This is a genomic window from Hymenobacter profundi (assembly GCF_019334315.1).
GTDB lineage: Bacteria > Bacteroidota > Bacteroidia > Cytophagales > Hymenobacteraceae > Hymenobacter > Hymenobacter profundi.
This window is the reverse complement of sequence record NZ_JAHWGL010000007.1, coordinates 50,306-76,498: the sequence shown is the minus strand read 5'-3', so window position 1 is coordinate 76,498 and position 26,193 is coordinate 50,306. Positions and strand designations below refer to the sequence as shown.

Here is a 26,193-nt window from a genome sequence, read left to right as displayed (position 1 = left end):
ACCACGGATTCGCTCGGATTTTAATGGATTGCGCGGGTTTTGTGGATGAGCAGGATGCAATAGTGGATAACACATTGGCTAACAAAAAATAAGGGAAGCAAAAGATTTGCTTCCCTTATTCCGTTTTACACCCGTTACGGCTAATTACCCTGGCGCACGATGCGCTTATGCACCAGCCCGTCGGCCGTTTCAAACACCAGGGAGTACACCCCGGATTTTAGGGCTCCGATATTGAGCTTGCCGCCCGTTACTTTCGTGCGGAGCACAAGGCGGCCCATCGTATCGTATAGTTTTACCTCGGTGCCTTCCAGGTTCCAGGGGGCTAGCAGGCGTAAATCCCCAGTAGTAGGATTAGGATACAGGACTACTTGCGCCGCCCTAGTGCTTTCACGCGTGCCTAGCGTTACCGACCCGGCAGTGCGAGCCAGGGTGTTCAGGCTTTGAGCAAGATTAACCAGCGAATCGGCTGTGGTGCGGCCATCGAGTGGAGCGTACAGCTCCAAGCTTGACTTGAGCAGCGAGTCAGCGGCCATAGCCAGTACCTCTTCCTGGTTCATGCCCGAGCGGTAGAACAGCCAGTCGCGCAGCTGCAACTTGGTTGGAGCAGTGGTGCCGCCTACCTCGAATTGAGTAGGACGCAGGCGCTCGGCCACGCTACCCTCCCGCACGCTATCCACATAGAGCATGGTGGTGCCGCGGGCGTAGTAGTGCGTGAGCACCAGCTTATGCCAGCGGTTATTAGCTACCGGCACCGTGCCCGTAATGGTCGGGCCTTTGGCCGACGTGTAGAGCAGCTTGCCATCGGTGCTGATGCGGATGGTACCGGCTGCAATACCAGCGCTGTCGCGGATTTCGACCAGCTGACCCGCGCCGTTGGTCTTGAAACGAAGGGCCTGTGTGAAGGGGTGCACCACATCCTCGGGCACAAAGCGAACAACCGAGGTAGGCTGCCCTACCGTTTTGGTCAGCGTGATACCCGTGCCCGTACCGGGGCGGCGGGAGGGTAGGGGCTTGCCCGCGTGCAGAGCATCGAAGAGCGACGGCACCAGGGTATGCGCCATTTCGGCATGTCCTAAGTCATTGGGATGTAGGTCATCGGACCGGTAACCCGTGGCCCAGCGGCCTTGTCCATCGTCTACAGCCCCCAGCAGGTTCACGCTCGGCACGTTCCAGCCGTGAATCAGCAGGTTCATCTGCCGAACGAAGGCATAAGCCTCGGCCGTGTAGTCGGAGCGGGTGTAGGAGTTCGTCACGATGGGCACCATGCCATCCGCCCGCGCTTGTTTGATGAGCTGCGTCATATTAGCGCGGAACTGATCGAAGATGGGCTGCCCGCCGGTGAGGATACCTTCATTGCCCAATGCCAGCGCGTACACCACGTATTTGCCGTGCTGGGGTAGGAGGTCGGCGGCGTAGCGGTTGAGTACGGCTACTGTGTTGTTACCGGGCACCGAAATGTTGGCCGTTACCCAGGGCTGCCCTGTGCCGGCCGTGGCGCGGCGGGCTAGCAGGTCGGAGTATATAGAGGTATAGCCGTAGTTGTTGGTAGCGCCCGTGCCGTAGGGTACCGACGAGCCCATGTATACGATCTTCAACGGGTTCTGCGGTATCGGCACAGTGTAGGGCTCCAGCAGCAGGTCGTCGAAGTAAGCGCTGCCCGTGGCACCGTCCGGATTGCGCCACACAGCGACTCCTTTCACATAGGCTGTGCCCGTGGGAATGGTGGCGGTGGTTTGCAGCTGCGTCCAGGTGCCGGCAGGCGAAGACGCTACCAACGAGTCGGAGCGGAACTGCCCCAGCAGCACGTTGCTGCTGTTGTAATACAGTAGCTCCAGGTGCACCGCCTGGCTACCTTGCAGGCCCGCCGTGGCCGGATTGTAGAACCAGCCGCTCAGCTTCTGCGCCGTGGTGCCGATGGTGGGTACATAGGTAATCTGCTGCTCCAGCGCCAAGCTACCACCCGATAGTTGGGCGGCGTAGCTGCCCGCGTGCTTAGTAGCCGTGCTGATGGTAGTAGTAGCGCCAGTACCGCGCGCTGTGGTGGTCCAGTTGGTGAAATTGCTCAGTTCGAAGCCCGGATTCTGGAAGGCGATATTGCCCGTTACGGGGTTGCGGTCCGGCACCACATCCACACGCATCAGGTTGAGGTAGGCGAAGGAACCAGCCTCTTTGCTCAGCGTCAGCTCAATCATGCCATTAGCATCCGCCGATAGCGTATCGGAGTCGCTGATAGTGTTGTTGTTGCCGGGGTAGCCGTTGGCGCCCACATTCGCGCCCGAGGTGGTCTGCGTGATGGTGTTGGTAGTAGCACCCGCGAAAGTGTAGCGCGACACGCGCCGCTCGGTGGCAATCTGCCGGCTGCCAAACACGTGAAACACATAGCGCTTGGTGCGGTCCAGCCCGCTCAGGCGCAGTCTGCCAGTGGCAGTGCTACCCGTACCCTCCACGTAGAAGTAATCCTGGGTGGCGGTAGCCACCGCATACGGCCCTAGCAGCGCGGCGTCCGGCGCCAGCAAGCCGCCTGTATTGATGCCGTTGGTCAGGAAGTTTTTGCCTACAGCAAGCTTCACGCTCGTTGCCCGGTTGGCTTTGTCCACCAAACGAAACGTGTCGGCGGCGCTGGTGATGTTGAGGATGTTATTCCAGTAGTTCCCGTTGGTATCGGGACTGGGGGTAGGATTGCCGTTGGTGCCATCGTCTACCCCAAAATCAAAGTAAAATGAGGTGTTGGCTGTGGCAGGCGGTGTTGGAGGCGTGGCGCGGGCCGGCACAATGTCTACACGTATTAGGTTGAGGTAGGCAAAAGAGCCGGCAGACTTGCTCAGCGTCAGCTCGATAATGCCGTTACTATTCGCGGCCAGCGTGTCGGAGCTGGTGATGGTGTTGTTGTTGCCGGGGTAGCCGTTGGCGCCCACATCTGCACCCGAAGTAGTCTGCGTGATGGTGTTGGTGGTAGCGCCCGTGAAGGTGTAGCGCGACACGCGCCGCTCGGTGGCAATCTGGCGGCTGCCAAACACGTGAAAGACGTAGCGCTTGGCGGGGTCCAATCCGCTCAGGCGAATGGTGGCCGTAGAGGTAGCCCCGGTGCCCTGCACGAAAAAGTAGTCCTGGGTGGCAGTAGCCACGGCGTATTGTCCCAACAGCGCGGCATCCGGCGTCAGCAAGCCACCGTTCAGAATGCCGTTGGTGAGAAAGTTAGGCCCCACGTTTAGCTTGATACTCGTGGCGGCGTTCGTCTTGTCGATCAGGGAAAACGCGTCGGCTGTATTGTTGAGGATGTTGTTCCAGTAGCTGCCGTTGGCGTCGGGGCTGGGCGTGCTATTGCCGTTGGAGCCATCGTTCACGCCAAAGTCAATGAGTACAGACTGTACTGCTGTCGTTGTTTGAGCCTGCGCGACTAAGCCAGCCAATAGCAGCGCAAAGAAGGCAAATAGAGTACACGGTTTTTTCATGGAAGTGGGATTTTAGGAGTAGAAATAGGTCGGGTAGAAAAGAGAAGGTAGGCACTATTCACAGCAGGTGTGTTTGCCGTAAGATATCAGGGTAGGGCCGTGCCTTCCTCTCTTGGTACAGACGATTGTAGGTACAGCGCGTTGCACCCTACAGCTGATCTACGCGAAGTTTTTTATGTTTTACTAGTGCACGGTTCGATTTCTGTATCAAGTCATTAGCATGGGTAGCAGGCGTATGTTGAGGCCAAAACTTAGACAGAGGAGTCGGTAACGCATCCGAAAACTGACGCAGAAGAGAGGAGAAGCCTAGTTGTAGGGCGCTATGAACTGTGAGCAGCTTGTTAATAAGCCAAGCACTTCATTCCAGTGCGGGCACGACAGATTCAAGCTGGACTCCTAACCATTACGCTTGTCTTGGGGTAGGCTTTTGGTTCTGTGTTCTGCACTCTGCACGATGAGCCATTACCGCTACGTAGCTTAAATCAAGCAGATTTTAAGTCGTAGCGTGATGTGTGGTGAATGTAGCTAACATATTGGCTAGCAATAATAACTATAGAGGATAGCTTGTTTTTGAAGTCTTTTATTTCTACAATTGTAGAACATAATCTATAAACGTAGAATGAAGCTCTCTGCTACTGAAGAAACCCTTATGCATCATTTGTGGAGTCGGGAACGGGGCTTCATGAAGGATCTACTCGATGCTTACGATGACCCCAAACCAGCTGCTACCACTGTGGCCACGCTGCTTAAACGGATGACTGACAAAGGCCTTATAGCCTACCGCGAGTACGGAAACTCACGCGAGTATTATCCACTCGTAACCCGTCAAGCCTACTTCGCTACGCATGTCAACGGGTTAGTGAAGAAGTTCTTTAACAATTCGGCCGCGCAGTTTGCCTCCTTCTTCACCACGCAAGCCGACTTATCGACTGAGGAGTTGGAATCCTTACAAAAGATTATTGAAGAGCAACTAAGAAAGAAGAAGCTATGACGGTGTACTTACTCAAGAGCAGCCTAAGCTTGTTGCTTTTATTTGTCTTCTACAAGATTGCTCTTGAGAATGAGCGACTGCACACGTTTAAGCGCTTCTATCTGCTGGGCAGCCTGTTAGTTTCGGCAGTGGTACCCATGCTTTCAGTGGAAGTAGCACCCAGCGTGGCCGTGCTAACTACTGTTTCGCCGGAGTCAGTGTTTGTGCAGGAGTTGCCGCCCGCGCCACCGTCCGTGGCAGCTGCACCGACGCCATCTACACCGGAAGCCGCTACGCCACCTTATTGGCTATTACTTTACTGTATCGTTACGGCGGTGCTGATGGGGCGTTTCGGCCGCAATTTGTACCGTCTAGCCCGCCAAATTACAGACCACCCGAAAGAAGCATTTCGCCGTGCTACGCTGGTTCGGTTGCCTACGGGCAGCGTGCCCTACACCTTTCTGCACTACCTGTTTGTGCCCGAAACGGCCTACCAGCGGGGCGAGATTGAGGAGGAGCTATTCACTCACGAGCTAACCCACATCCGGCAGCGGCATTCGCTCGATGTACTACTAATAGAGTGGCTGCTGTGCCTGGCTTGGTTCAACCCGCTGCTTTACTGGTGTAGGCGAGCCATGCAGCTCAACCACGAGTTTCTGGCCGATGAGGCCGTAAACAGCAGTCACCACAACGTGCTGCAGTACCAGCAGCTACTGCTGAGCAAGCTCACACCCACGCCACTGCCTCTGTTAGCGAGTACACTCACATTTCAAACCACCAAACAACGACTACTTATGATGACGAAACACACGTCCCGGCGCACCGTGTGGCTGGCAGGTTCTTTCAGCGGTTTGTTGGTAGGAACTTCTGTGTTCCTGTTTAGCACCACGGCGGCGCAAGAGGCCCGACCAGAAACTACTAGCAGCGCACCAGCCAAAATCCAGCGCCCGGCTACCTTAGAAAAAGCGGATACGCTTCTGCAACGCTACGGCGACAAGCTGGTGATGCTGCCTAATAACCAGCAGAAAAAGTACGCAGACCTAACACCCGAGGAAAGAAAATGGGTATGGGTAGCTCCTATTTCACCCCGCCGCACACCTACTGAAGCACAATGGGCCGACTGGCATAACCCGCATAAGTTCGGCATTTGGGTAGATGGCAAACGGGTACGTGGGAAGGCACTGAATGCTTACAAGCGCACCGATATCGTAGCGTTTTTAGGAAGCTATGTCCATAAAAACGCCCGGCAGCCGGAAGGGTATTTGTATCACATGGACTTGACTACTGAAAAGGGGTATGCAGAAGAGGTGAGAGAACACGAGAAATCGCCGTTTATGGTGTTGATGCGAGATAAACCGAAACCTAGAAATAATTAAGTAGGCGTGAACGCGCTCTATAGGAGCGTCATGTTCGGCATCGCTACTGTTCAGCCCTATCTATCCCATTTGCTGCCAAGCTACCAGGCTGGGCATCTGCCAAAACGGCTACTCAGCTTCCAGCGAACCTAGTTGGAGCGAATTGTGTCGTATGGCTACCAATGGCTTCAATTTTCGATTCACTGCACGCGGTTTCCGCCAAGCGCCCTCGCCAGGACGGCAAACCGGCTCTCACGGTACGGGAGCGATTCTCGGCGCTGGGCAACCTGCCGGAGTTCCTGAAGCTGGTTTGGCACACCAGTCCGTCCCTCACGCTTGCTAATATTGTGTTGCGTCTGCTGCGGGCAGCCCTACCCGTTGCTATTCTCTATGTAGGTCAACTAATTCTGGATCAGGTAATAGCGTTGGGTCGCCTACCCGCCGCCGAACGCACGCTCTCGCCAGTGCTTACGCTGCTGGCACTGGAGTTTGGTTTGGCCATCTTATCCGATGCGCTGGGTAGGGGCGTGGCCTTGCTCGACTCGTTGCTGGGCGATTTGTTCGCCAACCAGTCGTCTATCCGCCTCATGGAGCACGCTGCCCGCCTCGACCTGGACCAGTTCGAGGATAGCGCCTTCTACGACAAGCTGGAGCGGGCGCGCCGCCAGACGCTCTCGCGCACGGTGCTCATGTCGCAGGTGCTGTCGCAGGCGCAGGATTTCATTACGATGGGTTTTCTGGCCGTGGGCCTGGCTGCATTCAACCCGTGGCTGCTCTTGCTGCTGCTGGTGGCCGTGGTGCCAGCATTTTTGGGCGAGTCGCACTTCAACGAGCGCAGCTACTCGCTGGTGCACGGCTGGACGCCTGAGCGCCGCGAGCTGGACTACCTGCGCGTGACTGGTGCCTCCGACGAAACCGCCAAGGAAGTAAAAATTTTCGGCCTAGCTGGCTTCCTCACGGACCGCTTCCGTCAGCTTTCCGACGAGTTCTATGAGAAGAATAAAAGCCTCGTGGTGCGCCGGGCCGGCTGGGGTACGTTCTTCGCGGCGGTAGGGGCGGCTGGCTACTACGCGGCCTACGTCTACATTATTGCGCAGGCTGTGCGCGGGGCAGTATCTATTGGTCAGCTCACGTTTCTGGCGGGTTCTTTCGCTCGGATGCGGGGCTTGCTGGAAGGCATCTTGAGTCGGTTTAGCTCGGTGGCCGAAGGTGCGCTGTACTTGCAGGACTTCTTCGATTTCTTCCACCTACAGCCCCGCATTGTGCGCAACGAAACCCGACCAGTGCGGCCATTTCCACGGCCTATCCGGGTAGGGTTCGAGTTTGAGAACGTGGGTTTCAAATACCGCAACGCCGAAAAATGGGCCTTGCGCAACCTTAGCTTTACCTTGCACGCTGGCGAAAAGCTGGCGCTGGTAGGCGAAAACGGCTCCGGCAAAACCACCCTCGTCAAGCTGCTTTCTCGCCTCTACGACCCCACCGAGGGCCGCATCTTGCTCGATGGCTACGACCTGCGCGAGTACGACCCCCAGGAGTTGCGCCAGGAAATCGGCGTGATTTTCCAGGATTTCGTGCGCTTCCAGCTCTCAGCAGGTCAAAACCTGGCCGTAGGCCGCATCGAGGAAAAGGAAAACACGGCCCGCATCCAGTCGGCCGCCGCGCAAAGCCTAGCCGACTCGGTGGTGAAAAAGCTGCCCCAGGGCTACGACCAAATCATTGGCCGACGCTTTGCCGGTGGGGTAGACCTCAGTGGGGGTGAATGGCAGAAAATTGCCCTGGGCCGCGCCTACATGCGCGATGCTCAGCTGCTGATTCTAGACGAGCCTACCGCCGCCCTCGACGCCCGCGCCGAGTACGAAGTATTTCAGCGCTTCAATGAGCTAACGCAGGGCAAAACCGCCGTGCTCATCTCGCACCGCTTCAGCACCGTGCGCATGGCCGACCGCATTCTGGTGATTGAGCAGGGCAAATTCATCGAAATCGGTTCACACCAAGAGTTATTGGCGCGCGGTGGGCGCTACGCCGAGCTGTTTCAGCTACAAGCGGCGGGTTACCGATAACAACGGGTGCAAGTGCAAAATTTTTACGGTTTTGTGGCTGACTGTGAGAGTTGTAAGGAAGATTATTGCGTATCTTAGGCATAACCTTTCTCACTACAATCCATCCGTATGAAGCCTACCTTTACCCTACTTGTGGGGCTGTTGCTGTTGAGTTTGACTGGCTGTTTCGCCACGCGTGAGGCCCGCATTGAATCAGATTATAGCTATAGCGGCACATTTAAGCGCTACCGCACCTACGAGTTTATGCGGGGGCAGGGACTAGCTTCCGATTCCAGCCGGCTAGGCGAGGCCCTGCGCGATGCCGTGCGCAACCGCTTGCGTGCCCAGGGCTACCGCCCCGCCACTACTCGCCCTGATCTGCTCATCAACTTCCAGGTGTTCGAGGGTGATATGCGCTTCCGGGGCTATATGCAGGAAGACTTGGAGCGCTGGGTGAAGATGGGCGTGGTAGAGGACGATGAAACCCCTGACGAATACAAGCGCGGCTACAAGCCCATGCGTATGCTGCTCTCTGAGGGTACCCTGCTCGTGACGCTCATCGACAACCACACCAACCGCGCCGTCTGGAACGGCTATGCTTCCGGCGTGACGGTGCCCAACGGTCCACGCGGTGAAATCGTGCTGCGCCGCTCCGTACGTTCTATTTTCGATCAGTATCGCGTCTTCACGGAAGGCTACGTAGGGGGCGGCAACTAACGTTGCTACAGACCAACAAACCGGCCCGGTGCAGTCCTGCGCCGGGCCGGTTGCGTTGCTATAGTTCGCTTGGTGAGGTGAAAACAGGCACAGCATTCGGCTTGGTTTTGGCGAAGGGCCAATAACCCGTTTCTTTGTCGGTTTGTATCTGTTCTTTTTGCCTGTATGCATACTCCATTTAGTCGTATTTTTTCCTGGGTGGCCGTTGCGGCGCTGCTAGCCGCTACCTCCTGCGTGGCGCCACGCACCATCGTCAGCACGGGCAAGGTGACCCCGCGGGGCGAGTTTCGGGTAGGAGGTAACGCAGCCTTTAACGTGCCGACCGCCACGCTGGGCAAAGCCGGCTCGGCCCTGAAATCGGCCGCTGAAAGCGCTGCCCGTGCGGATACTGTGCGGTACAGCCAAACCGTCACCGACTTACAAGCGGCGGCCCTGGCCTACGTGCTGGACCCCGTGCAGCCCACCGCCGACCTCTACCTGCGCTACGGCGTGCTCGACCGCCTCGACGTAGGCTACAAGTATGCGTTCGGCTCGCACGTGTTCGATGCCATGTACCAGTTCTTGGGACCTGTCGGCTCTGTGGAGCACCCGCAGGGGAGGGGCGGCGACACCTACGCCAGCATTGGCCTGCAATACGCCACGCAACGAGCCAAGCTGCCCAACTTCGCCTTCCTTGACAACATCACCGATGCAGTAGGATTCCGTGCCTCCCGCCACGACTTGCTGGTGCCGCTGGTGTTCAGCAAATCGTTTGGGCCGGAAGAAGAGAAAGGCGCTTTCTCCTACGGTGTGGTGTACGCGCATACATTCCTAAGCTACCGCTTCCAGCCCGGCAATATCTTCTACCAGGGTACCAACCAGCGCATCCCGGACCTGCCGCTCAGCAAGCAGAACTTCTCGTCGTTTGGTGCTTTCGCCAACGTCAAAATTGGTTACCGCTACGCTTATATCATTCCCTCGCTGTCTATTTTCTACCAGAACTACGGCACGTTCGCGCTACTCAACAACGCTTCTACGTCGCTCAAAGGCCTCACCATCGTGCCCAGCTTGGGCTTGCAATTTCGCGTGCCTACCCGGTAGGTGAGGTGGTGGGTAGCCAAGCCGTGTGTCATCCTGATCTTGCGAAGGACCTTCTACCAGTTGAACGAGTCGTTGGTACGGTGGTCGTTCTACCGTGAGAAGGTCCTTCGCAAGCTCAGGATGACACACGGTTTGGCTACTATTCATTACTCACACTTCACCATCTCACCACTTCACCATTTAGCATGAAGATTCTGTACGGTGTGCCCGGCGAAGGGCTGGGGCACGCTACTCGTAGTAAAGTAGTGATTGGCTGGCTATTGGATCAGGGGCATGAGGTGCAGGTAGTGAGCAGCAGCCGCGCCTACCAGATGCTGGCCCGCAACTTTCCGGGGCGAGTGCATGAAATCAAGGGCTTTCACCTGGCGTATAAAGACGTGACAGTGTCGCGCATGCGTACGGTGGCACTCACGCTGCGCACGGCCCCCGAGAATCTGCGCGTCAACTTTGCCCGGTACCGCGAGCTGCTGGGCGCGTTTGCGCCAGACGTGGTCATTTCCGATTTCGAGTCGTTTAGCTACTTCTTTGCCCGCTGGAAGCGCCTACCCCTTATCAGCATCGACAACATGCAGATAATCAGTCGCGCCGCGTTGGATATTGCTGTGCCGCCCACCGAGCGGGAGCACCTGCAACTGGCCCGGCAGATTGTGCGGGCCAAACTGCCTCGCAGTCGGCACTACCTCGTTACTACCTTCTTCAAGCTGCCGCTTCTGAAGCCCAATACCACGCTGGTGCCGCCCATTATCCGCCCCGAGATTCTGGCCGCGCAGCCTACCCGTGGTCAGCACGTGCTGGTGTACCAGTCGGCTACCACCCAAACCAACTTGGTGCCGTTGCTGCAAGCGCTGCCAGGGCAGGAGTTTCGGGTGTATGGCTTCAGTAAAGAGGAAAACCACGGCAACGTGCACTTGCGGGCTTTCAGCGAGCAAGGCTTTATCGACGACCTCGCCAGCGCCCGCGCCGTGATTACCAACGGCGGCTTCTCGCTCATTAGTGAGGCAGTGTACCTGCATAAGCCCATCTGCGCGGTGCCTATTCCGGCGCAGTTCGAGCAGTTTTTGAATGCGGCTGAAGTGGAAAAGCTGGGATACGGCCGCCACTTCACTACCCTCACCGCCGACAGTGTACGCGCCTTCTTGTACGAGCTAGATGAGTTTGCGGAAAAGCTGAGCGGTTATCAGCAGGATGGCAACAACGTATTGTTTGCTGCGCTCGGGCAGCAGCTGGTGGCTACAGTCGCGAACGGGCAGCCCGAGTAGCCGCACGTAAACCTACTCGGGACAGCGGGTGCGTAGGGCATTTTGTCTATTTTAGAGGCAAATATGCCTTTATACACCCCTGCTTTTACTCGTCTGCGGTTGACCATTGCGTTTGCCTTGCTTGGCTGCGCTTGCGCCTGCTCTACCACGCAACCCGCCGCAACTATGCCGGCTATTGCGTCGGCTCCCAACAAGTTTGCGGCTGATACTACCCTGCGCCGAATTGCTACCCTACAGGATGAGCGCCGAACGCATGCACTGCTGAATTACCTGCTGAGCCCAGAGCCGCGCTACTGCGAGCAGGCCGCGCTGGCTTTTGCTTCGGTGCAGGACAAAGCCGCCACAAGTGCGCTAAACGCTCACCTCAATGACCAAGAAGCAGCGGTGCGGCGCGCTGTGGCCTATGCGTTGGGTCAGACAGCCGACAGCACCGCCGAAGCAGCACTACGTCAGCAATTAACCGCTGAAACCAACTCTACAGTGCGGGCTGAGGTGTTGGAGGCGTTAGGCAAATGCACTACCCATGCTGGTCTCCCGGCGTTGGTGCGCCTACCCGCTTCACTGACCTCCGATACGGCTGCCCTCGCTGGGCAAAGCTGGGGGCTGTATCGCGCCGCTTTGCGCGGTATTACTTCAGAGCCCGCCGTAGCCCGACTAGTACAGTTGTTGGGTACAGACAACCCCTACGGTGCCCGCCTAGCTGCGGCAAATGCCCTAGCCCGCACCCGTGCGCTCGACCTGACGCCCTATGCTACCCCGTTGGCTACTGCCGCCCAAACCGACCCAAACTATGCCGTGCGCGGAGCCGCCGCACTGGCACTGGGCAAGGCCAGCCACGCCCCCGCGGTGCCTGCCCTGCTGGCTACCCTGGCCCGCCGCGACACCGACTATCGGGTGCGGGTAAGCGCCTTGCGTGCGATGAATGCTGCTATGTACGTGCAAGTGAAAGAAGCTGCTTGGGCGGCTCTAACGGACGTAAACGACCAAGTAGCCGTTACAGCAGCCGAGTTTTTCCTGGCCCATGCCACCCAGGAGTTGGGCACGCTGTTTCTGGAAAAAGCCAATAAACTGACGCAGTGGCGGGTGCGGGCCACGCTACTGGCCGCTGCCCTGAAGCAGCGCTCCAAGGAGCAGGCCGCTATCCAGCAGGCCGTGCAAGAGCGCTACGCCGCTGCGGCGAGTCCCTACGAGAAAGGGTACTTGCTGAAAGCGCTGGGCGAAGACCCGGCGGCGTATGAATTTGTGCGGCAGGCCACGTTTGCCCCGGCGCAGCAATTGGTGGTGCGCACCTATGGGCTAGAGGCGCTGGTAGCCATGCGGCATCAGCCCGATTTCCCGGCAGCACAACATGCTTCGTTTGCGCTGGCGCTACGGCAAGCCGCAGAAACCGGCGACGTAGCGCTGCTCGGCATTGCCGCCGAAGCCCTACGCGACCCCAAGCTGAACTTGCGCCAGCTGTTGCCCGATGCCACTTTTCTGCAAAAAGCCCAGGCAAAGCTCGTCCTACCTCGCGACCTGGAGGCGTGGCAGTCGGTGCAGCAGACGCTGGATTTTTTGCAGAAGAAACCAGCTACTCCTACGCCCGTGGCGGTGGCTGCCTCACATCCCATCAACTGGACGGTAGTGTCTGCTATTCCGGCCAACCAGCGCGTGGTAGTGCGCACCGGCAAGGGCGTTATCACGTTGCAATTGCTGGTAGAAGAAGCGCCCGGCTCCGTGGCGAGCTTCGTGGAGCTGATTCGGCAGGGATTCTACGATGGTAAGAACTTCCACCGGGTAGTGCCCAACTTTGTGACCCAGGGAGGATGCCCGCGTGGCGACGGCTGGGGTAGCACCGACTATAATCTGCGCTCTGAGTTGGCCAATCTGCGTTACGGCGCGGGGGCCGTAGGTCTGGCCTCAGCCGGCAAAGACACCGAGAGCTGCCAGTGGTTTATTACCCACGCACCCACTCCACACCTCGATGGCCGCTACACCATTTTCGCACGGGTAGTAGCGGGCATGGACGTAGTGCAGCGCCTGGAAATCGGCGACACGATAGAGCGGGTAGAGCTAGTGCGGTAGTTGTGGCGCGGCTCAAAAAAAGACCTCAGTATACTTTACTGAGGTCTTTTTCATGCTATTTGGGAATGATGACTTACTGCTTCACCAAGCGCACTACACTGTCGGCAAAACCCTGTCCGTGCACGCGAACCATGTAGGTGCCGGTCGGCAATGATGCCGGTAGGGGTAGGGTAGCGTCAGATTTAGCGGGCAGCGTTTGGGTGAGAACCGTACGGCCGGTCAGATCAAAAAGCGTGAGCGTGATAGTACCCGTGGCAGTGGAGGGTAGGGCAACCTGCACTTGGCGGGTAGCGGGGTTAGGATACAGGCTGAAAGTGGTAGAAGCAACCGCTGCTTTGGTGGGCAGCGTCACGCCGGTGAGGTTAACGGCCGTCGGCGTCGATACGCGGTTGCCGCTGGCTAACACCTGCTGCAACCGGTAGTAGGCCGTTACGTTGGTGCGGTCTGGGCGGTCCTGATAGGTGTAGGCGCGTTGCGGAGTAGCCGGACGGCTAGCCACCGCCCCAACTTTCTGCCACTCCTGCTGGTCGTAGGAGCGTTCGATATCGAAGCCGCGCACTGCCACCGCATCCGATGTAGTCCAGTCTAGCTGCACCACGTTGGGCTGCACTTCGGTGGCTTTCAGTGCAGCCAGCTCTGTTACCAATGGGTTTGTATCGGCAGAAAGTGAGCCTAACGTGAAGGTGCCAAACTGGCCTACGGCATCGGCAGAAGTTACGGCGCCGGCCATCAATTCGCCGCTTAACTCACCGTGGCCAGCGGTTACCCAAGAAGTGCCATCGTAGCGGGCTACCTGCAAATCGTTGGTGAAGGCATCAATGCCACTACGGAATGCGTTTTCCCAGAACAACTGCACACGCACGTTTTCCGACGCACCGCCATCTTGTGTCAACTGCCAGGCATCTACGGCGCTAATATTGTGCAGCGGGGCCGCAAGCGTCACGTCAGTGGTAGTGCTGGTAGCCTGGGGTGCCTGATATTCAGCCGTGAAGCCTGTATTAGCAGCGTTGGGAGCCGAAATGCCTACGCGGGCCCATTGGCCATTCTTCCCTAGTGGAAACACAAAAGATTGATTGCCAATCTTCCGCAGCGGCCCATCTACATACGAAGTGGCGTTGCCGGCCGTAGCCGTGGCCGTAGCCAACAATGACAGCAGATTGGTGCTGGTCGTCACCACACGGCCACTCGTGAGCGTAAGGTTTCCCGATAAATTGAAGGGGGCGCCCAGCGTCAAGGTATTGCCAGCCAGGGTAAGATCGCGCAGGGTAGTACCGCCCGTGGCAGTTAAGGTAAACGCTTTGTTCACCGTCAGGGCCTCATCGTAGGTGCCGGCAATAGCGCTTAGGGTTCCGTTTGCAGTCAGCAACTCCAAACCTTGCTGCAAGCTGGTACCAGGTACGAGGGCCGGGCTAGCACCGTCTACGTGCAGGTAGCTCCGGTCGCCCTGAAAGCCGGCATCGGTGGCGGCATCCTGATTGCTATGCAGGAAAGGGGAGTAGGCAATGCGTCCGGCCGCGCTGGTTGGCGCTTCGCGCATAAACGTATTGCCGTCTTTGCTGATCGTGGCTACCAAGCCATTCTGGTTGTCGGGGCCGTAGAGCTGGCTGGCCTCGGTGCTGCCAAGCCAGTTCAGCGGCGCGGCTACGGGCGTAGTCAGGTTGACGGCCACCAATGCCTGTGCGCAGTTCTCTAGCTTGTTGTCCTGAATAAGGTTGTCCAGCGTGGCAAGCTGCGTATTGCGGTTGATGTCGAAGAAGGGTGTGCCTACCCCCGTGCTATTGGTAGGGCGCTCCTGCACCTGAATACCGATCTGGCATTGTGTAATCTGGTTGCCGATAACCCGGTTGTGGCTGCCCTCCAGCACAATGCCGAACCCGTTGATGCCCGAGCTGAGACTGCTCTGCTGTTCGCTGGCAATATAACCTTCCAGCGTATTGTTGGCGAGGTAGGCGCCGCCCGTCAATAAGTCGCCGGTTACACCACCGCCCGCTTGAATAACTCCCCGGTCGCGGTCAATGAAAGCAATAGCCGCGTTGTCATCAATCAAGCTAGTGGGAATATCCTCAGGGAGCCCGTCGGGTAGCGGATCGGGGCGGGTAGTGAGACGCGTAATCACGTTTTCTCGCACCACAAAGCTGCCCGGCCCGCTGGCTTGCCCGTTGCCCGTCACCGATTTTAGCTCCATTCCGTTGGAACCGTTGTTGCGAATGGTATTACGCTCAATCAGCGCGGCCGGGGTCAGGAAGTTGCCAGCTGCATCGCGCAGGCCCCCGGCCCCCAGCAACGCAATAGCCCCACCGCCATTCTGCGAAAACAGCACATCGCGAATAATCAAGTCGCTCACGCTGCCATCGTTGATATCAATGCCGGCGCGTCGGTTTTGCTCGTAAGTGCCGCCTTCAATCAGAATCTGACGCTTCGTGCCATTAACGATGAATAAACCGCGCCCTGCTGGACTACTGCTACCGTTGTAGTTGATGCGCACATCGGCCGGATCAACAGCTGTGCGAGCAATATGCACGCGTCGAAACGTCAGGTTCTCGGCGCCGCCCAGGCTATTCCAGAAAATACCATACTGCCTTTGGTCCAGGATTTCCACGTCTTCCACCACAACGTTGGCGCGGGCGCTACCATTGGTTTCTATCCCTAGGTCGTAGGCTTGAATGGTAAAGCCAGAGATGACTAATGGTGCCGCTACCGTGCCACCGGGCGCCGTGAGCAGCAGGCCCACTTCGTGGCTCCGCGCACCAGATTGTGGCAAGCCCGCGTTGAAAATCGTAGCCCCATCGGGGCGATTCGTTGCGGTACCTGCCCCACGGAGGTGTACCGTTTTGTCTAGCACAACACGCTCGGTATAAGTGCCTGCATCTACGTAGATAGTGGCGCCGGCTAGGGCTGTTTGCAACGCACGCCCCACCGTGGCGAAAGGCGCCTCGGGCGTACCGTTGCCGGTCAAGTCATTGCCCGCTGCTTGGGTGTATACGTCATTGGAAGTAGCCGCATCATTCACGTACAAAGCCGTCAAAGCGGTTTGCTGTCCCAATGTTGGCTTAGTCGCTAAGCTTAAGCCACTTATCAGTAAAAAGGTAGGAATCGGTAGAAAGTGCTTCATATTGAGAATACAGAAAGGAAAGGACGAATGCCATTTATCTTTCTACAAAAATGAAGCAGGTATTGAATCTGAAATAAAGAGAACAAAGGGGAGGCTTATTATGTAAAATCCTTTCTTGAAAACATTATAATAATTATTGCATTGACAAGCGTGTCAGATGTTTATATTAAAAAAGGTATTATAAATAATTGTATAGAGTACATGGATTTTTATAGATTATATTCTATCTGTACATGGAGCGAAAATGTCCCATTATCAGAACTATTAATAGTTGCTCTAATTCGTACTGATAAGCAGCGGCGGCGAAGGTATAGCATACAACAGCTCGCCTTTCCATTAAAGAAAAAGCGAGCTGCTTATAGAATTTAGAATAAAAACCGGAGGCTATTTTTCCTCGCGGCCGTGCACTTGCGCTGGTGGTGAAGTGGCTTCTACTGCCGTGAAGGCCTCCAGAATATTGTAGGTATGCGAGGCGCCTTTGGGCACTACCCACGAGTTGCCGGGCTCCAAAATTACTTTCTGGCCTTCCAGATGCAGTTCGGCCCGGCCGCTGATTACATATCCTACGGTTTCATACGGGCGCGTTGAAGGCTCTTTCGCCTCAGATGGCTGCTCGTTTTCCCACATGCGCATCGAAACGTGGACGCCGGAAGCCAAGTATTTTTCGCCGTCAGGACCAGTAGGAGAGTGCTTCGAATCAACTTTGGTGATGGTGGTATCGGCCATGATGGTCAGAATAGAAATTGGAGTGGATGAGAGAATTACCATACCTAACGCAGGGTAGGGGATGGTGGTTGTACCACTTGTCCTAAACCTTCCGGCCCGCCGGCTGGTTGAAAACCGTTCGGCGGCTCCTGTTATATGTGTGGCAGTAGCCGGCCGTTGCTTTTATCCGTTCCGCATGTCCGACGATTTTCTGCACGCCCTCACCCAAGCCCACCAACAGGCCGCCGTACCGCTGCCAGGGCCTGCCTTCTGCCACTGGGCCGAGCAAGTGCTGCAACTCCTGTTTCCGGAGCGCGCCGACCGCCCTTTATCTACTACCGATGCCGTGGCGGCTACCATCAGCCAGCTCCGCGCCGATCTGGCGGTCCTGCTCAGCGTAGTGACCCTCACAGAGCCGGCACCAGTCGTAGCTACCAATTTTATCGAGCAGCTGCCGCAACTGCGTGAGTTGTTGCTGCTAGACGCCACCGCTATTGTGGCTGCCGACCCAGCTGCCGAAGGCTTATTGGAAGTCATTGCTACCTATCCGGGTTTCTACGCAATTGCTCTGCACCGGCTGGCCCATGCCCTGCACCGGTTGGCAGTGCCCCGCGTGCCGCGCCTACTCAGCGAGTTTGCCCACACCCGCACAGGCGTCGACATCCATCCTGGCGCGCAGATTGGTCCTTCATTCTGCATCGACCACGGCACGGGCATCGTCATCGGCGAAACCACTGTGATTGGCGCGCACGTAAAGATATTTCAAGGGGTTACGTTAGGGGCGCTGAGTGTGGCTAAGCACTTGGCGCATACCAAGCGCCATCCCACCATCGAAGATAATGTGGTGATTTATGCCGGCGCTACTATTTTAGGTGGCAGTACGGTTATTGGGCGTCATAGCATCATCGGTGGTAATGTATGGCTCACAGAAAGTGTGCCTTCGCATTCACGCGTGTATCATCAAGCCCAAATTCAGGTAACTCGTACCGAAGACCCAACGGCTGATATCATGTTTTCTATTTAATCACTTGCTTACTGCTTGGCAAATGATTTGGGATGCTACGGTTCTTCTTACCGAAAAAGACGTTGAACAAGTCCCCACTTCGTAAGCTGTCTTTCAGCAGGCCAAGCAACACTCAGTAACTCACTCAATCATTCCCATCCCATGAAAGCCAATTCCATCCTAGACACCATCGGCCGCACGCCGCTGGTGCGCGTCAACCGCCTGTTTGCCCACCGCCCCGATGTAGAGGTGTGGGTGAAAACCGAGCGCACCAATCCCGGCGGCAGCATCAAAGACCGTATCGCCCTCTCCATGATCGAGCAGGCCGAAAAAGACGGCATCCTTACCCAAGACAGCGTGATTATTGAGCCTACTTCCGGCAATACGGGGGTAGGGCTAGCTATGGTAGCCGCCGTGAAAGGCTACCAGATTACATTGGTTATGCCTGAGTCCATGTCCATCGAGCGGCGCCGGCTGATGTCGGCCTACGGTGCTCAACTGGAGCTAACGCCCCGCGAGAAAGGCATGAAGGGCGCCATTGAAAAAGCCAAGGAAATGGTGGCCGAAAACCCCAAGGCCTGGATGCCCATGCAGTTCGATAACCCCGCCAACATCCAGATCCACATTGATACCACTGCCCAAGAACTTCTGGAAGAGGCCCCCGAAGGCTTCGATTATTACATCACTGGAGTAGGCACCGGCGGCCACATCACTGGGGTAGCCGAAGTGCTGAAGAAGAAATTTCCGAACATGCAGGTGTTTGCGGTAGAGCCCGAAGCCTCACCCGTTATCAGCGGTGGTGCCCCAGGCCCGCACCCTATTCAGGGTATCGGCGCTGGCTTTATCCCCGAAAACCTGCATACCAGCGTGCTGGACGGTGCTATCCAAGTCAATCAGCAGGAATCATTTGAAATGACACGCCGCTCGGCTCGCGAAGAAGGCGTGCTAGGTGGCATCTCCTCCGGCGCCTCATTGGCCGCCGTAGCCAAAAAACTCGACGAGATGCCGAAGGGTAGCCGCGTGCTCACCTTCTGCTACGATACTGGCGAGCGGTACCTATCCGTGGATGGCTTGTTTGTGTAGCGCCCTCGCCCTCTTATCTTCTCAACGATACGGCCCTGCTTTCTACGTGAAAGCAGGGCCATGTCAGTTATTGACAAAAACAAAAAAGTCTGACTTTTTCAAGTCAGACTTTTGCAACGGGAGTGGAGAATATCGGAGTCGAACCGATGACCTCTTGCATGCCATGCAAGCGCTCTAGCCAGCTGAGCTAATCCCCCGTTTTTGTCAACCAAGCCGCCAATTGCGTTTTGGTGATGCAAAAGTAGGGTAGATTTTGGTATCCGCAAGGGCAGCACTGAAATATTTGTCAAAAAAACAGGGCTGGCACCAATGCCAGCCCTGTTTCAGAATGCTAACCTTCTGAACTAGTTGAAGATGTAGCGCAGACCAATCTGGCCCTGCCAGCGTGAGCCAATACCACCCGTGTCATTGCGGAAGGTTTTAGTCAGCGGGGTACCTGGCGTAACGGCCCCCGTGGTAGCATTACGGGTAGGGTTATTTAGATAGGGAAAGGTATATACCGGCTGCCCTTGCGCATTATAGCCGGAGAATGACACTGGGTTTACCTTATTCGGCGTCTGGAACACACCCCAGTCGCTGTTGATCAGGTTGCCAATATTAAAGATATCGATGCTGAGTTGGAGCGTGTTACGGTTTTCACCAATGTTGGTGAAGATATCCTGCAACAGACGGGCATCCAGACGATTCTGCCAGGGGCGAATACCACCGTTGCGCTCAGCATACTTACCACGGTTCTTGCTCAAGTAATCGTCTTGCTGAATGTAAGCAGTCAAATCAGCATATTGCTGAGCGGCGGTATAGCGAGCGTATTCTCCTGTCAGGTTGCGTGAATCAGTGTAGAACACAATGTCACGCAGGTTGACTTCACTAGCATTACGCGGGATGTACATCAGGTCGTTGGCGTTTTGGTTATCACCGTTCATATCGCCTGCGTACACATAGGAGAAGCGGCTTTGCGGGGCAGCCTCATAGAACAGAGAGATGGTGGTACCCAAGTGGCCCAGGTACTCCTTGCGGTAGGAGCCGGACGCAATAATGCGGTGCTTCTGCAAAAACTGCGAGTAGCTCAATACATCAGCATTTGGGTCGCCGGATATCTGCCGGTCACGCCAGATAGATTGGGCAATCGAGCCACCATCATTCACCGAGCGCGAGTCGGAGTAGGTGTACGCCGCACTAACGTAGAAGCCGCTCACAAACGACTTTTGCAACTGCGCCGTCACGGCATACGAATAGCCTTTGTTGGTATTCTTCATCAGGATAGCATCACTGATGTTGGGGTTGGAAGCCGATGCTGTGCCCTGTCCTCCGTAGATTCGTTCGTTGCGGGTGATGTTCACCAAGCCAGCGTTTGCACCCGTCTGGGCTGCACCGAAACTATAGAAAATCGGCCGCCGGTCGCCGGCATAGATGCGGTTATTTTCTGTCGCGCCCACCGCATAAGTCAGTGGCTGAGGCAGATTCACGTTTTGGTGATAGACGGCGTTCAGGTCTTTCGTATAGAAGCCTTCCAGGGTAGCAATAATGCCACCGGGCAACTGCTGATCGATAGCCAGGTTGGAGCGCCACACCTGCGGAAATTTAAAGTCTTCGTCCGTTACAGCTAGGTTATAAGCCGTATTGGCCGAGGCATTCTCCGGGCGGTAGGCATTCGCATCGCCATTGAAGTAGGAAGGAGTGCCCGATACGGGGTTAACCGTGTTGGAGCCGCTCAGGCTATACGAGCCAAACTGCACACCATTGTTGCTGGCCTGGTTGGAAAGCCACACGAAAGGCACGCGACCCGTGAAGATACCCGTACCACCCCGTACCTGCGTTTTCTTGTTATCGTTGGCATCCCAGTTGAAGCCTACACGAGGCGAGAACAGCACGCGCTCTTTCGGTGTAGCAGAAGTATTGATCTTTACCCCATCGCGGAAAGTCAGATTCGCTGCGTTGGTGTTTTGCAGCAAATCCGAAGCCACGAAGGGTAGGTCAGCACGGATGCCGTAAGTCAGCTTAAAATTGCTGCGCGGCGACCATTCATCCTGCACATACAAACCCAACTGCATAGCCTGAATGTCGGCATAAGGAAACTCGCCACCGGGTAGGGCAGAGTATTGCAGATTATAGCGTGCCGGGCCGGGGCGTGAAATACCGGTGCCGAGAGGCTCAATCGATGGCATGCTGGTGCCGTTGCTACGGGTGTAGTTATACCCAGCCGAGGCGTAGAAATCCTCTAGGGAGTTAAAGGAATAGTTGCCGTAGTAGTTGGGAGCAAAGCCGTTACGGAACTTATAATACTCGTTATAAGTACCCACCGTCACGTTGTGCTTGCCGAGGTAGGCCGTGAAGTTGTCACCTAACTGATATACGTCGGAGTTCAGTATGTTGAAGGCCGTGAAAGGTTCGTAGCCGAATGAGGTTAGGGTATTAGAAGCTTGGATGCCGTTGATAGCGGCGGTAGAAGTGCTACGACCTGCGCTATTGCCGATATCTACCAGCGGGAAAATAGATCCACCGGGGCTTTGGCGGAAATCGCGGAAAGCAGAATAGCCAGCCGTTAGGTTGTTCGAGAACTTACCCCCGCCAATAGTACTGTTCAACTCGGCAATGAACGAGTTCAGGTTGTTGTTGATGGTGTAGTACGACGAGAAGAACGGCAAACCGAACTGCGACTGTGCGCGGTTACCTCCAATAGCGCCCGAGGTGCTCGGGTTGATATCAGCGTACGACTTCAAGTAGTTGTACTTGATGTTGAAGCGGTTGTTCTGGTTGATGTTCCAGTCAAGCTTGATTGTGGCCTTGTCGCTGTTGGCGCGCTGGTTGTAGCCTTCGTAGGGACCGGGGTTGTAACTGTACTGCTGCTGTAGGAAGTTGCTTAGGAAATCGAGGTCATTGGCATTTACCTGCGAAGTCTGCGAACCGGCAGCCGGCGCCGTGGCGGAGCGATTAGCCGTGAAGTTGCCCGTCGGCGGGTCAGTACGGCGCTCCTGCTCTGCATTGACAAAGAAGAATAGCTTGTCTTTGATGATAGGACCACCTGCCCGAAAGCCGTAGTTTTTCAGGTTGAAGCTTGGGTACGGGTTTTTGACGTCGCCTACCTTATCGCCTACCAAGTCCTGGTTGCGATAGAAGCCATACACCGAGCCCGAAAATTTGTTGGTGCCCGAGCGGGTTACTACGTTAATACCAGCACCTGTGAAAGAGCCTTGGCGTACGTCGTACGGCGCAATGGCCACCTGAATCTGGTCGATAGCATCCAACGAAATAGGTTGGGCACTGGCCTGACCACCTACCGTTGAGTTAAGACCGAAAGCATTGTTGAAAATGGCACCGTCGATGGTAATGTTGTTGTAGCCGCTGTTGCGGCCGCCGAAGCTCTGGCCGTTGGCCTGTGGCGTAAGACGGGTGAAGTCGTTGAGGGAACGATTTAGGGTAGGCAGGCGCTCAATCTGTTCGCGCTGTACCGTGGTAGCAGCACCCGTGCGGTTGGAGTTGATAACAGGGTCCTGACGGCCCGATACCACTACCTCGCCCAGTTGCTGAGCTGCCTCGCTCAGGTTCACATCCAGACGCAGGTTCTGACCCAGCGTCAGGTACACGCCTTCACGTAGGAAATCCTGGTAGCCTACAAAGGTCACGCGTACGGTGTAGGGGCCACCTACGCGCATGTTTTGAATGTTGAAGCGGCCATCCGAGTTGGTAGGGGCCACATACTGCGTGTTGGTGGGGGTATGTACCGCAATAATTGTAGCACCAGGTAGACCTGCTCCCGTTTGATCGGTAATCGTACCGTTCATAGCGGAAGTAGTTACGCCCTGCGTCCAGCCGACGTGGGCAATTAGCAATAGCAACGCTACCACTAAGTAACGTGTAAAATTGTGTTTCATACAGAGGGTTAAATGAAAAACGGCACAAATGTAAGTGTCGACTCCTCTGCTGTAGTATTACTAAATTGTTATGATGTGATGGCTAATGATCATATAGCTAAGACACAAAAAAAGGGTGGAGATTTCTCCACCCTTTTTTAATGAAATTGCTAAGCAATTAGTTGAAAATATAACGTATGCCTAATTGACCCTGCCAGCGTGAAGCTAATGGAGCGATAGAATATGCCCGGTTGCCGTTGCTCACGTAAGAACTGGGAAATGAGAAGGTAGGTTGCACATTAGGGCCAGTTGACTCTACACGTAGAATTTCAGCAGCATTGTTGTTGACAAAGTACTGACGACCCCAATCTTTATTCAGCAGATTACCGGCATTGATAATATCAAAAGTAATCTGGATCGTGTTGCGCTTTCCGCCAGCCATGAAGTTGAAATCCTGCGCAACGCGCAAATCCACTTGGTGGGTCCAGGGCAAACGTGCGCCGAAACGCTCTACATACTGGCCACGGTGGCTGCGCAAGTAGGGGTCGTTCTCAATGAAAGTATTAAACTCATCCTGAATTTGTGACAAGCTTCGGTTAGCTGTGCGGTCAGCTGCAGTCTGCACAAGAATGATTTCATTACCGTCGCGCACATCGCGGGGTACGTAGAGCAAGTCGTTGCCGAAGTTATTATCTCGGTTCAGGTCACTGTTGTTGCCGTATATATACGTAAGGGGTGCGCCAGCATAACCTTCGTATACAGCTGAGATAGTAGTGGCAAGCTTTTCACCAGCGTAGGTGAACTTATAACCAGCAGTCGCCAGAATACGGTGGCGTTGGTCGTTGCGAGAGTAGCCTAACTCGGGGTTATTAGGATCGGCCACAATCTGATTGAACTGGAAGTTGGATGAGGCTGTGCTGCTGGAACCACTGTTGATTTCCTTTGCAACCCCATATGTGTAGGACAACGACGTATTCAAGCCACTGATAAATTGCTTCTGCAACTGAGCTGTTGCGTTATACCGATAGCCACGGCTGGTATTTTGCAACAAGTAAACGTTAGTATAGTTAGAATTAACGCGCCTGTCTTTCGTCTCAGCAGCATATACAGGCCGTTGATCCGGACCGGCTAGACGACCAACTGGATCCGTTAAGTTGATATCTTGATAATAAATATCGTTGATCGTCTTAGAATAGATACCCTCAACGGTAGCTACTACATCACCGGGTAGGCGGAAATCAACTGCGAGGTTGGTGCGCCATACTTGAGGAAGCTTAAAGTCTTTGCCAAGTAGATTGATTTGTGATGTGCTAACAGCACCAGAGCTATAATAGCTTGGGAAGCGTGAAATGTCGGTCAATACTCCTACTTGGCCATTTCCATTCTGCGTAGCTGCTGGGTTTGTCACGTCAACTGCGCCCTGAATTAGACCACTGTTGGTGTAGCTGTTTGAAATCCAAACAAACGGCACTCGGCCCGTGAAGATTCCTGTACCACCACGCACTTGCACTTTAGAGTCGTTGTTCACATCCCAGTTAAAGCCTAGACGGGGTGCCCACAGAAGCTGGCCGCTAGGTACATTATCAGTGCGCAAATCGCTGCCAAATTGTGTGGTTACGCCCTGGTTGAAACCGGGCTTATCGAAGAATACGGGGATATCAAGACGAACTCCCAGGGTCAGACGCAGATTCTCTATTGGTGCGTACTGATCTTGTGCGTAGAAACCCAACTGTAAAGCTGAGAAGGAGGCTTCGCCATTGTCAGCAGTAGGGTAGGCGGCTTGAATTCGGTTTGACCGGTTATTACGAAAATCGGCTAGCGAACGGAATGTATAGTATCCGTTGCCGTTGTTGAGAAACAGATTACGGAACTTATAGAATTCGTTGTGCGTGCCTACAGTGAGCGTATGCTTACCAAAGCCAGCCGTCAGGTTATCTGTCAATTCTACAATGTCCTGATCCAGACTGTTGGCAGCCGAGCTACGTTCTGTACCCAGTACATAGGTATTTCCATTTTCTGTTATCTGAAATTGGGGGAACAACTCTCCAAGCGTACTACGCTGATCCCGGATTCTGTTGTAGCTCAGAATTAGTTTATTGGAATAGCGGCCTAAGCGGCTATTCAATTCTGCTACTGAGGTATTAGTCGAGTTATCAAAACGGTAACCGTTGTTACCAAAACGGAATTGGTTAGAACTACGCGAAATATTATCATCAAAAGCATCAATGAAATTATGACGCAACGTCAGCGTATTGTTTTCCGAAAGGTTGAAGTCTAAGCGAGCAAATATCTTGTTACTCTGCGTGCGACGGTTGATTTCGCCCGTAGCTCCTACCTCATAACCGTAGCGAGAGAGAGCTAGCGAACCAATCTCATTAATAACAGCAGGATCCAACGTAGACCCATCCGTACCAGGTAAGAAGGTTAGAGGAGTGCTGTTACGAGCAATTTCGGCATTTAGGAAAAAGAATACTTTATCCTTCACAACAGCACCACCAACTCGGAAACCAGTTTGGTAGTTGTAGAACTCATCTACGCGTGTCCGATTGCCATTAGCATCACGAGTAACGCTTTTGCCAATAGTATTTTGATTACGTCCAAAACCATAGATGGAAGCCGACAGATCATTTGAACCTGAGCGAGTTACTGCGTTGATACCACCACCAGCAAAGTTGCCTAGCGTTATATCATAAGGAGCAACTACTACCTGAATCTGATCAATAGCATCCAGCGCAATAGGAGTAGTACCAGCCTGACCTCCAGGTGTACCACTACTAGCTAGTCCAAAAATATCATTATTGACAGCGCCGTCAATGGTGATATTATTATACCGGTTATTGGCTCCACCAATAGAACTGCTACCACCACCATTAGCTTGGGGGGAAAGACGAGTGAAGTCGTTTAATGAACGGCTTAGAGTAGGTAGATTCTGAATCTGAGCACGGCTCACGTTCGTTTCGGCTCCTGTACGGCCCGAATTAATTACTGGGTCGCGGCGGCCTGAAACCACTACCTCACCCAACTGCTGCGTCGATTCGCTCAGATTAACATCTAAGCGCAGATTCTGGCCGAGGGTCAGAAAAATACCATCACGGGTTACGTCTTGGTAGCCCACAAACGTTACGCGCACTGAGTACGGACCACCCACGCGCATACCCTGAATGTTAAAGCGTCCATCCGAATTGGTAGGCGCTACATACTGCGTGTTGGTGGGCGTATGCACGGCAATGATGGTGGCGCCGGGTAGGCCACTACCAGTCTGATCGGTAATGGTACCGTTCATGGCCGCCGTAGTAGCCCCCTGCGTCCAGCCACGCTGTACTGACAAAACTGTCAGCAGTAGCACAAGCAAGTTGCGTAAAAGTGTTTGTCTCATAAAGAGAAGGAAAAAGTGAAAAAAAGCTCGCTAAGGACTAAGGAAAAACGCCGCAAAAGTAATAGTTCTGCTGTTGGAGATAATGTTAAGAAATTGTTACGTTGTAAAGGAGTCAATTGAAAGAAAT

14 protein-coding genes and 1 tRNA gene are annotated in these 26,193 nt (G+C 55.0%); 9 read left to right on the top strand and 6 right to left on the bottom strand.

The genetic code is table 11. The features are described from left to right. Positions 1–140: 140 nt before the first annotated feature. On the bottom strand, positions 141–3,452 hold the full coding sequence (locus tag KYK14_RS03615) for an SGNH/GDSL hydrolase family protein (RefSeq protein WP_219156919.1): 3,312 nt from the start codon (positions 3,450–3,452) through the stop codon (positions 141–143). Positions 3,453–4,071: 619 nt separating this feature from the next. Here KYK14_RS03615 and KYK14_RS03610 point away from each other — a divergent pair. The 7 genes from KYK14_RS03610 to KYK14_RS03580 all read left to right on the top strand — a co-directional run bounded on the left by KYK14_RS03610 (position 4,072) and on the right by KYK14_RS03580 (position 12,936). After that, positions 4,072–4,443, top strand: coding sequence for a BlaI/MecI/CopY family transcriptional regulator (locus KYK14_RS03610; protein ID WP_219156917.1), 372 nt, complete (start codon positions 4,072–4,074; stop codon positions 4,441–4,443). A 32-nt stretch (positions 4,444–4,475) separates the two neighbouring features. Continuing rightward, on the top strand, positions 4,476–5,798 hold the full coding sequence (locus KYK14_RS03605; RefSeq protein WP_219156915.1) for a M56 family metallopeptidase: 1,323 nt from the start codon (positions 4,476–4,478) through the stop codon (positions 5,796–5,798). A 161-nt stretch (positions 5,799–5,959) separates the two neighbouring features. Then, the gene (locus tag KYK14_RS03600; protein WP_219156913.1) at positions 5,960–7,837 is read left to right on the top strand and encodes an ABC transporter ATP-binding protein; all 1,878 of its coding nucleotides are present in this window, start codon (positions 5,960–5,962) and stop codon (positions 7,835–7,837) included. Between the two features lie 108 nt (positions 7,838–7,945). Continuing rightward, positions 7,946–8,533, top strand: coding sequence for a DUF4136 domain-containing protein (locus KYK14_RS03595; protein ID WP_185282690.1), 588 nt, complete (start codon positions 7,946–7,948; stop codon positions 8,531–8,533). Positions 8,534–8,698: 165 nt separating this feature from the next. Beyond that, positions 8,699–9,613 carry a hypothetical protein gene (locus KYK14_RS03590; protein WP_219156911.1) on the top strand — a complete coding sequence of 305 codons (915 nt, stop codon included), beginning with the start codon at positions 8,699–8,701 and terminating at the stop codon, positions 9,611–9,613. A 185-nt stretch (positions 9,614–9,798) separates the two neighbouring features. Beyond that, on the top strand, positions 9,799–10,872 hold the full coding sequence (locus tag KYK14_RS03585; RefSeq protein WP_219156909.1) for an MJ1255/VC2487 family glycosyltransferase: 1,074 nt from the start codon (positions 9,799–9,801) through the stop codon (positions 10,870–10,872). Between the two features lie 63 nt (positions 10,873–10,935). Continuing rightward, the gene (locus KYK14_RS03580) at positions 10,936–12,936 is read left to right on the top strand and encodes a peptidylprolyl isomerase (RefSeq protein WP_219156907.1); all 2,001 of its coding nucleotides are present in this window, start codon (positions 10,936–10,938) and stop codon (positions 12,934–12,936) included. A gap of 73 nt (positions 12,937–13,009) precedes the next feature. Here KYK14_RS03580 and KYK14_RS03575 read toward each other — a convergent pair whose 3' ends face one another. Both KYK14_RS03575 and KYK14_RS03570 read right to left on the bottom strand, forming a co-directional pair. Next, on the bottom strand, positions 13,010–16,048 hold the full coding sequence (locus tag KYK14_RS03575; protein ID WP_219156905.1) for a T9SS type A sorting domain-containing protein: 3,039 nt from the start codon (positions 16,046–16,048) through the stop codon (positions 13,010–13,012). A 384-nt stretch (positions 16,049–16,432) separates the two neighbouring features. Next, positions 16,433–16,816, bottom strand: coding sequence for a cupin domain-containing protein (locus KYK14_RS03570; RefSeq protein ID WP_246601659.1), 384 nt, complete (start codon positions 16,814–16,816; stop codon positions 16,433–16,435). Between the two features lie 133 nt (positions 16,817–16,949). Here KYK14_RS03570 and KYK14_RS03565 point away from each other — a divergent pair, with 133 nt between their 5' ends. After that, entirely contained in the window at positions 16,950–17,777 is an 828-nt protein-coding gene (locus KYK14_RS03565) for a serine O-acetyltransferase (RefSeq protein WP_219156903.1), read from the top strand. 141 nt (positions 17,778–17,918) lie between these two features. Further along, positions 17,919–18,839, top strand: a complete 921-nt coding sequence (cysK, locus tag KYK14_RS03560; RefSeq protein WP_219156901.1) for a cysteine synthase A — start codon at positions 17,919–17,921, stop codon at positions 18,837–18,839. 123 nt (positions 18,840–18,962) lie between these two features. On the opposite strand, the gene KYK14_RS03555 is transcribed toward cysK, so the two are convergent. The 3 genes from KYK14_RS03555 to KYK14_RS03545 all read right to left on the bottom strand — a co-directional run bounded on the left by KYK14_RS03555 (position 18,963) and on the right by KYK14_RS03545 (position 25,973). Next, positions 18,963–19,036: transfer RNA gene (locus KYK14_RS03555), tRNA-Ala, on the bottom strand. Between the two features lie 147 nt (positions 19,037–19,183). Then, complete coding sequence (locus KYK14_RS03550; RefSeq protein ID WP_219156899.1) at positions 19,184–22,711, bottom strand: TonB-dependent receptor; 3,528 nt, start codon at positions 22,709–22,711, stop codon at positions 19,184–19,186. A 157-nt stretch (positions 22,712–22,868) separates the two neighbouring features. Continuing rightward, positions 22,869–25,973 (bottom strand): TonB-dependent receptor, encoded by a 3,105-nt coding sequence (locus tag KYK14_RS03545; protein ID WP_246601658.1) that lies wholly within the window; start codon positions 25,971–25,973, stop codon positions 22,869–22,871. Positions 25,974–26,193 lie beyond the last annotated feature (220 nt).

What these genes read in the sequence shown, in the direction of transcription:
- KYK14_RS03570 (WP_246601659.1), bottom strand. Translation starts at nt 16,816, where the DNA reads ATGGTAATTCTCTCATCCACTCCAATTTCTATTCTGACCATCATGGCC.
- KYK14_RS03545 (WP_246601658.1), bottom strand. Translation starts at nt 25,973, where the DNA reads ATGAACGGTACCATTACCGATCAGACTGGTAGTGGCCTACCCGGCGCC.
- KYK14_RS03565 (WP_219156903.1), top strand. Translation starts at nt 16,950, where the DNA reads ATGTCCGACGATTTTCTGCACGCCCTCACCCAAGCCCACCAACAGGCC.
- KYK14_RS03550 (WP_219156899.1), bottom strand. Translation starts at nt 22,711, where the DNA reads ATGAAACACAATTTTACACGTTACTTAGTGGTAGCGTTGCTATTGCTA.
- KYK14_RS03580 (WP_219156907.1), top strand. Translation starts at nt 10,936, where the DNA reads ATGCCTTTATACACCCCTGCTTTTACTCGTCTGCGGTTGACCATTGCG.
- KYK14_RS03595 (WP_185282690.1), top strand. Translation starts at nt 7,946, where the DNA reads ATGAAGCCTACCTTTACCCTACTTGTGGGGCTGTTGCTGTTGAGTTTG.
- KYK14_RS03590 (WP_219156911.1), top strand. Translation starts at nt 8,699, where the DNA reads ATGCATACTCCATTTAGTCGTATTTTTTCCTGGGTGGCCGTTGCGGCG.
- KYK14_RS03585 (WP_219156909.1), top strand. Translation starts at nt 9,799, where the DNA reads ATGAAGATTCTGTACGGTGTGCCCGGCGAAGGGCTGGGGCACGCTACT.
- KYK14_RS03610 (WP_219156917.1), top strand. Translation starts at nt 4,072, where the DNA reads ATGAAGCTCTCTGCTACTGAAGAAACCCTTATGCATCATTTGTGGAGT.
- KYK14_RS03615 (WP_219156919.1), bottom strand. Translation starts at nt 3,452, where the DNA reads ATGAAAAAACCGTGTACTCTATTTGCCTTCTTTGCGCTGCTATTGGCT.
- KYK14_RS03575 (WP_219156905.1), bottom strand. Translation starts at nt 16,048, where the DNA reads ATGAAGCACTTTCTACCGATTCCTACCTTTTTACTGATAAGTGGCTTA.
- cysK (WP_219156901.1), top strand. Translation starts at nt 17,919, where the DNA reads ATGAAAGCCAATTCCATCCTAGACACCATCGGCCGCACGCCGCTGGTG.
- KYK14_RS03600 (WP_219156913.1), top strand. Translation starts at nt 5,960, where the DNA reads ATGGCTTCAATTTTCGATTCACTGCACGCGGTTTCCGCCAAGCGCCCT.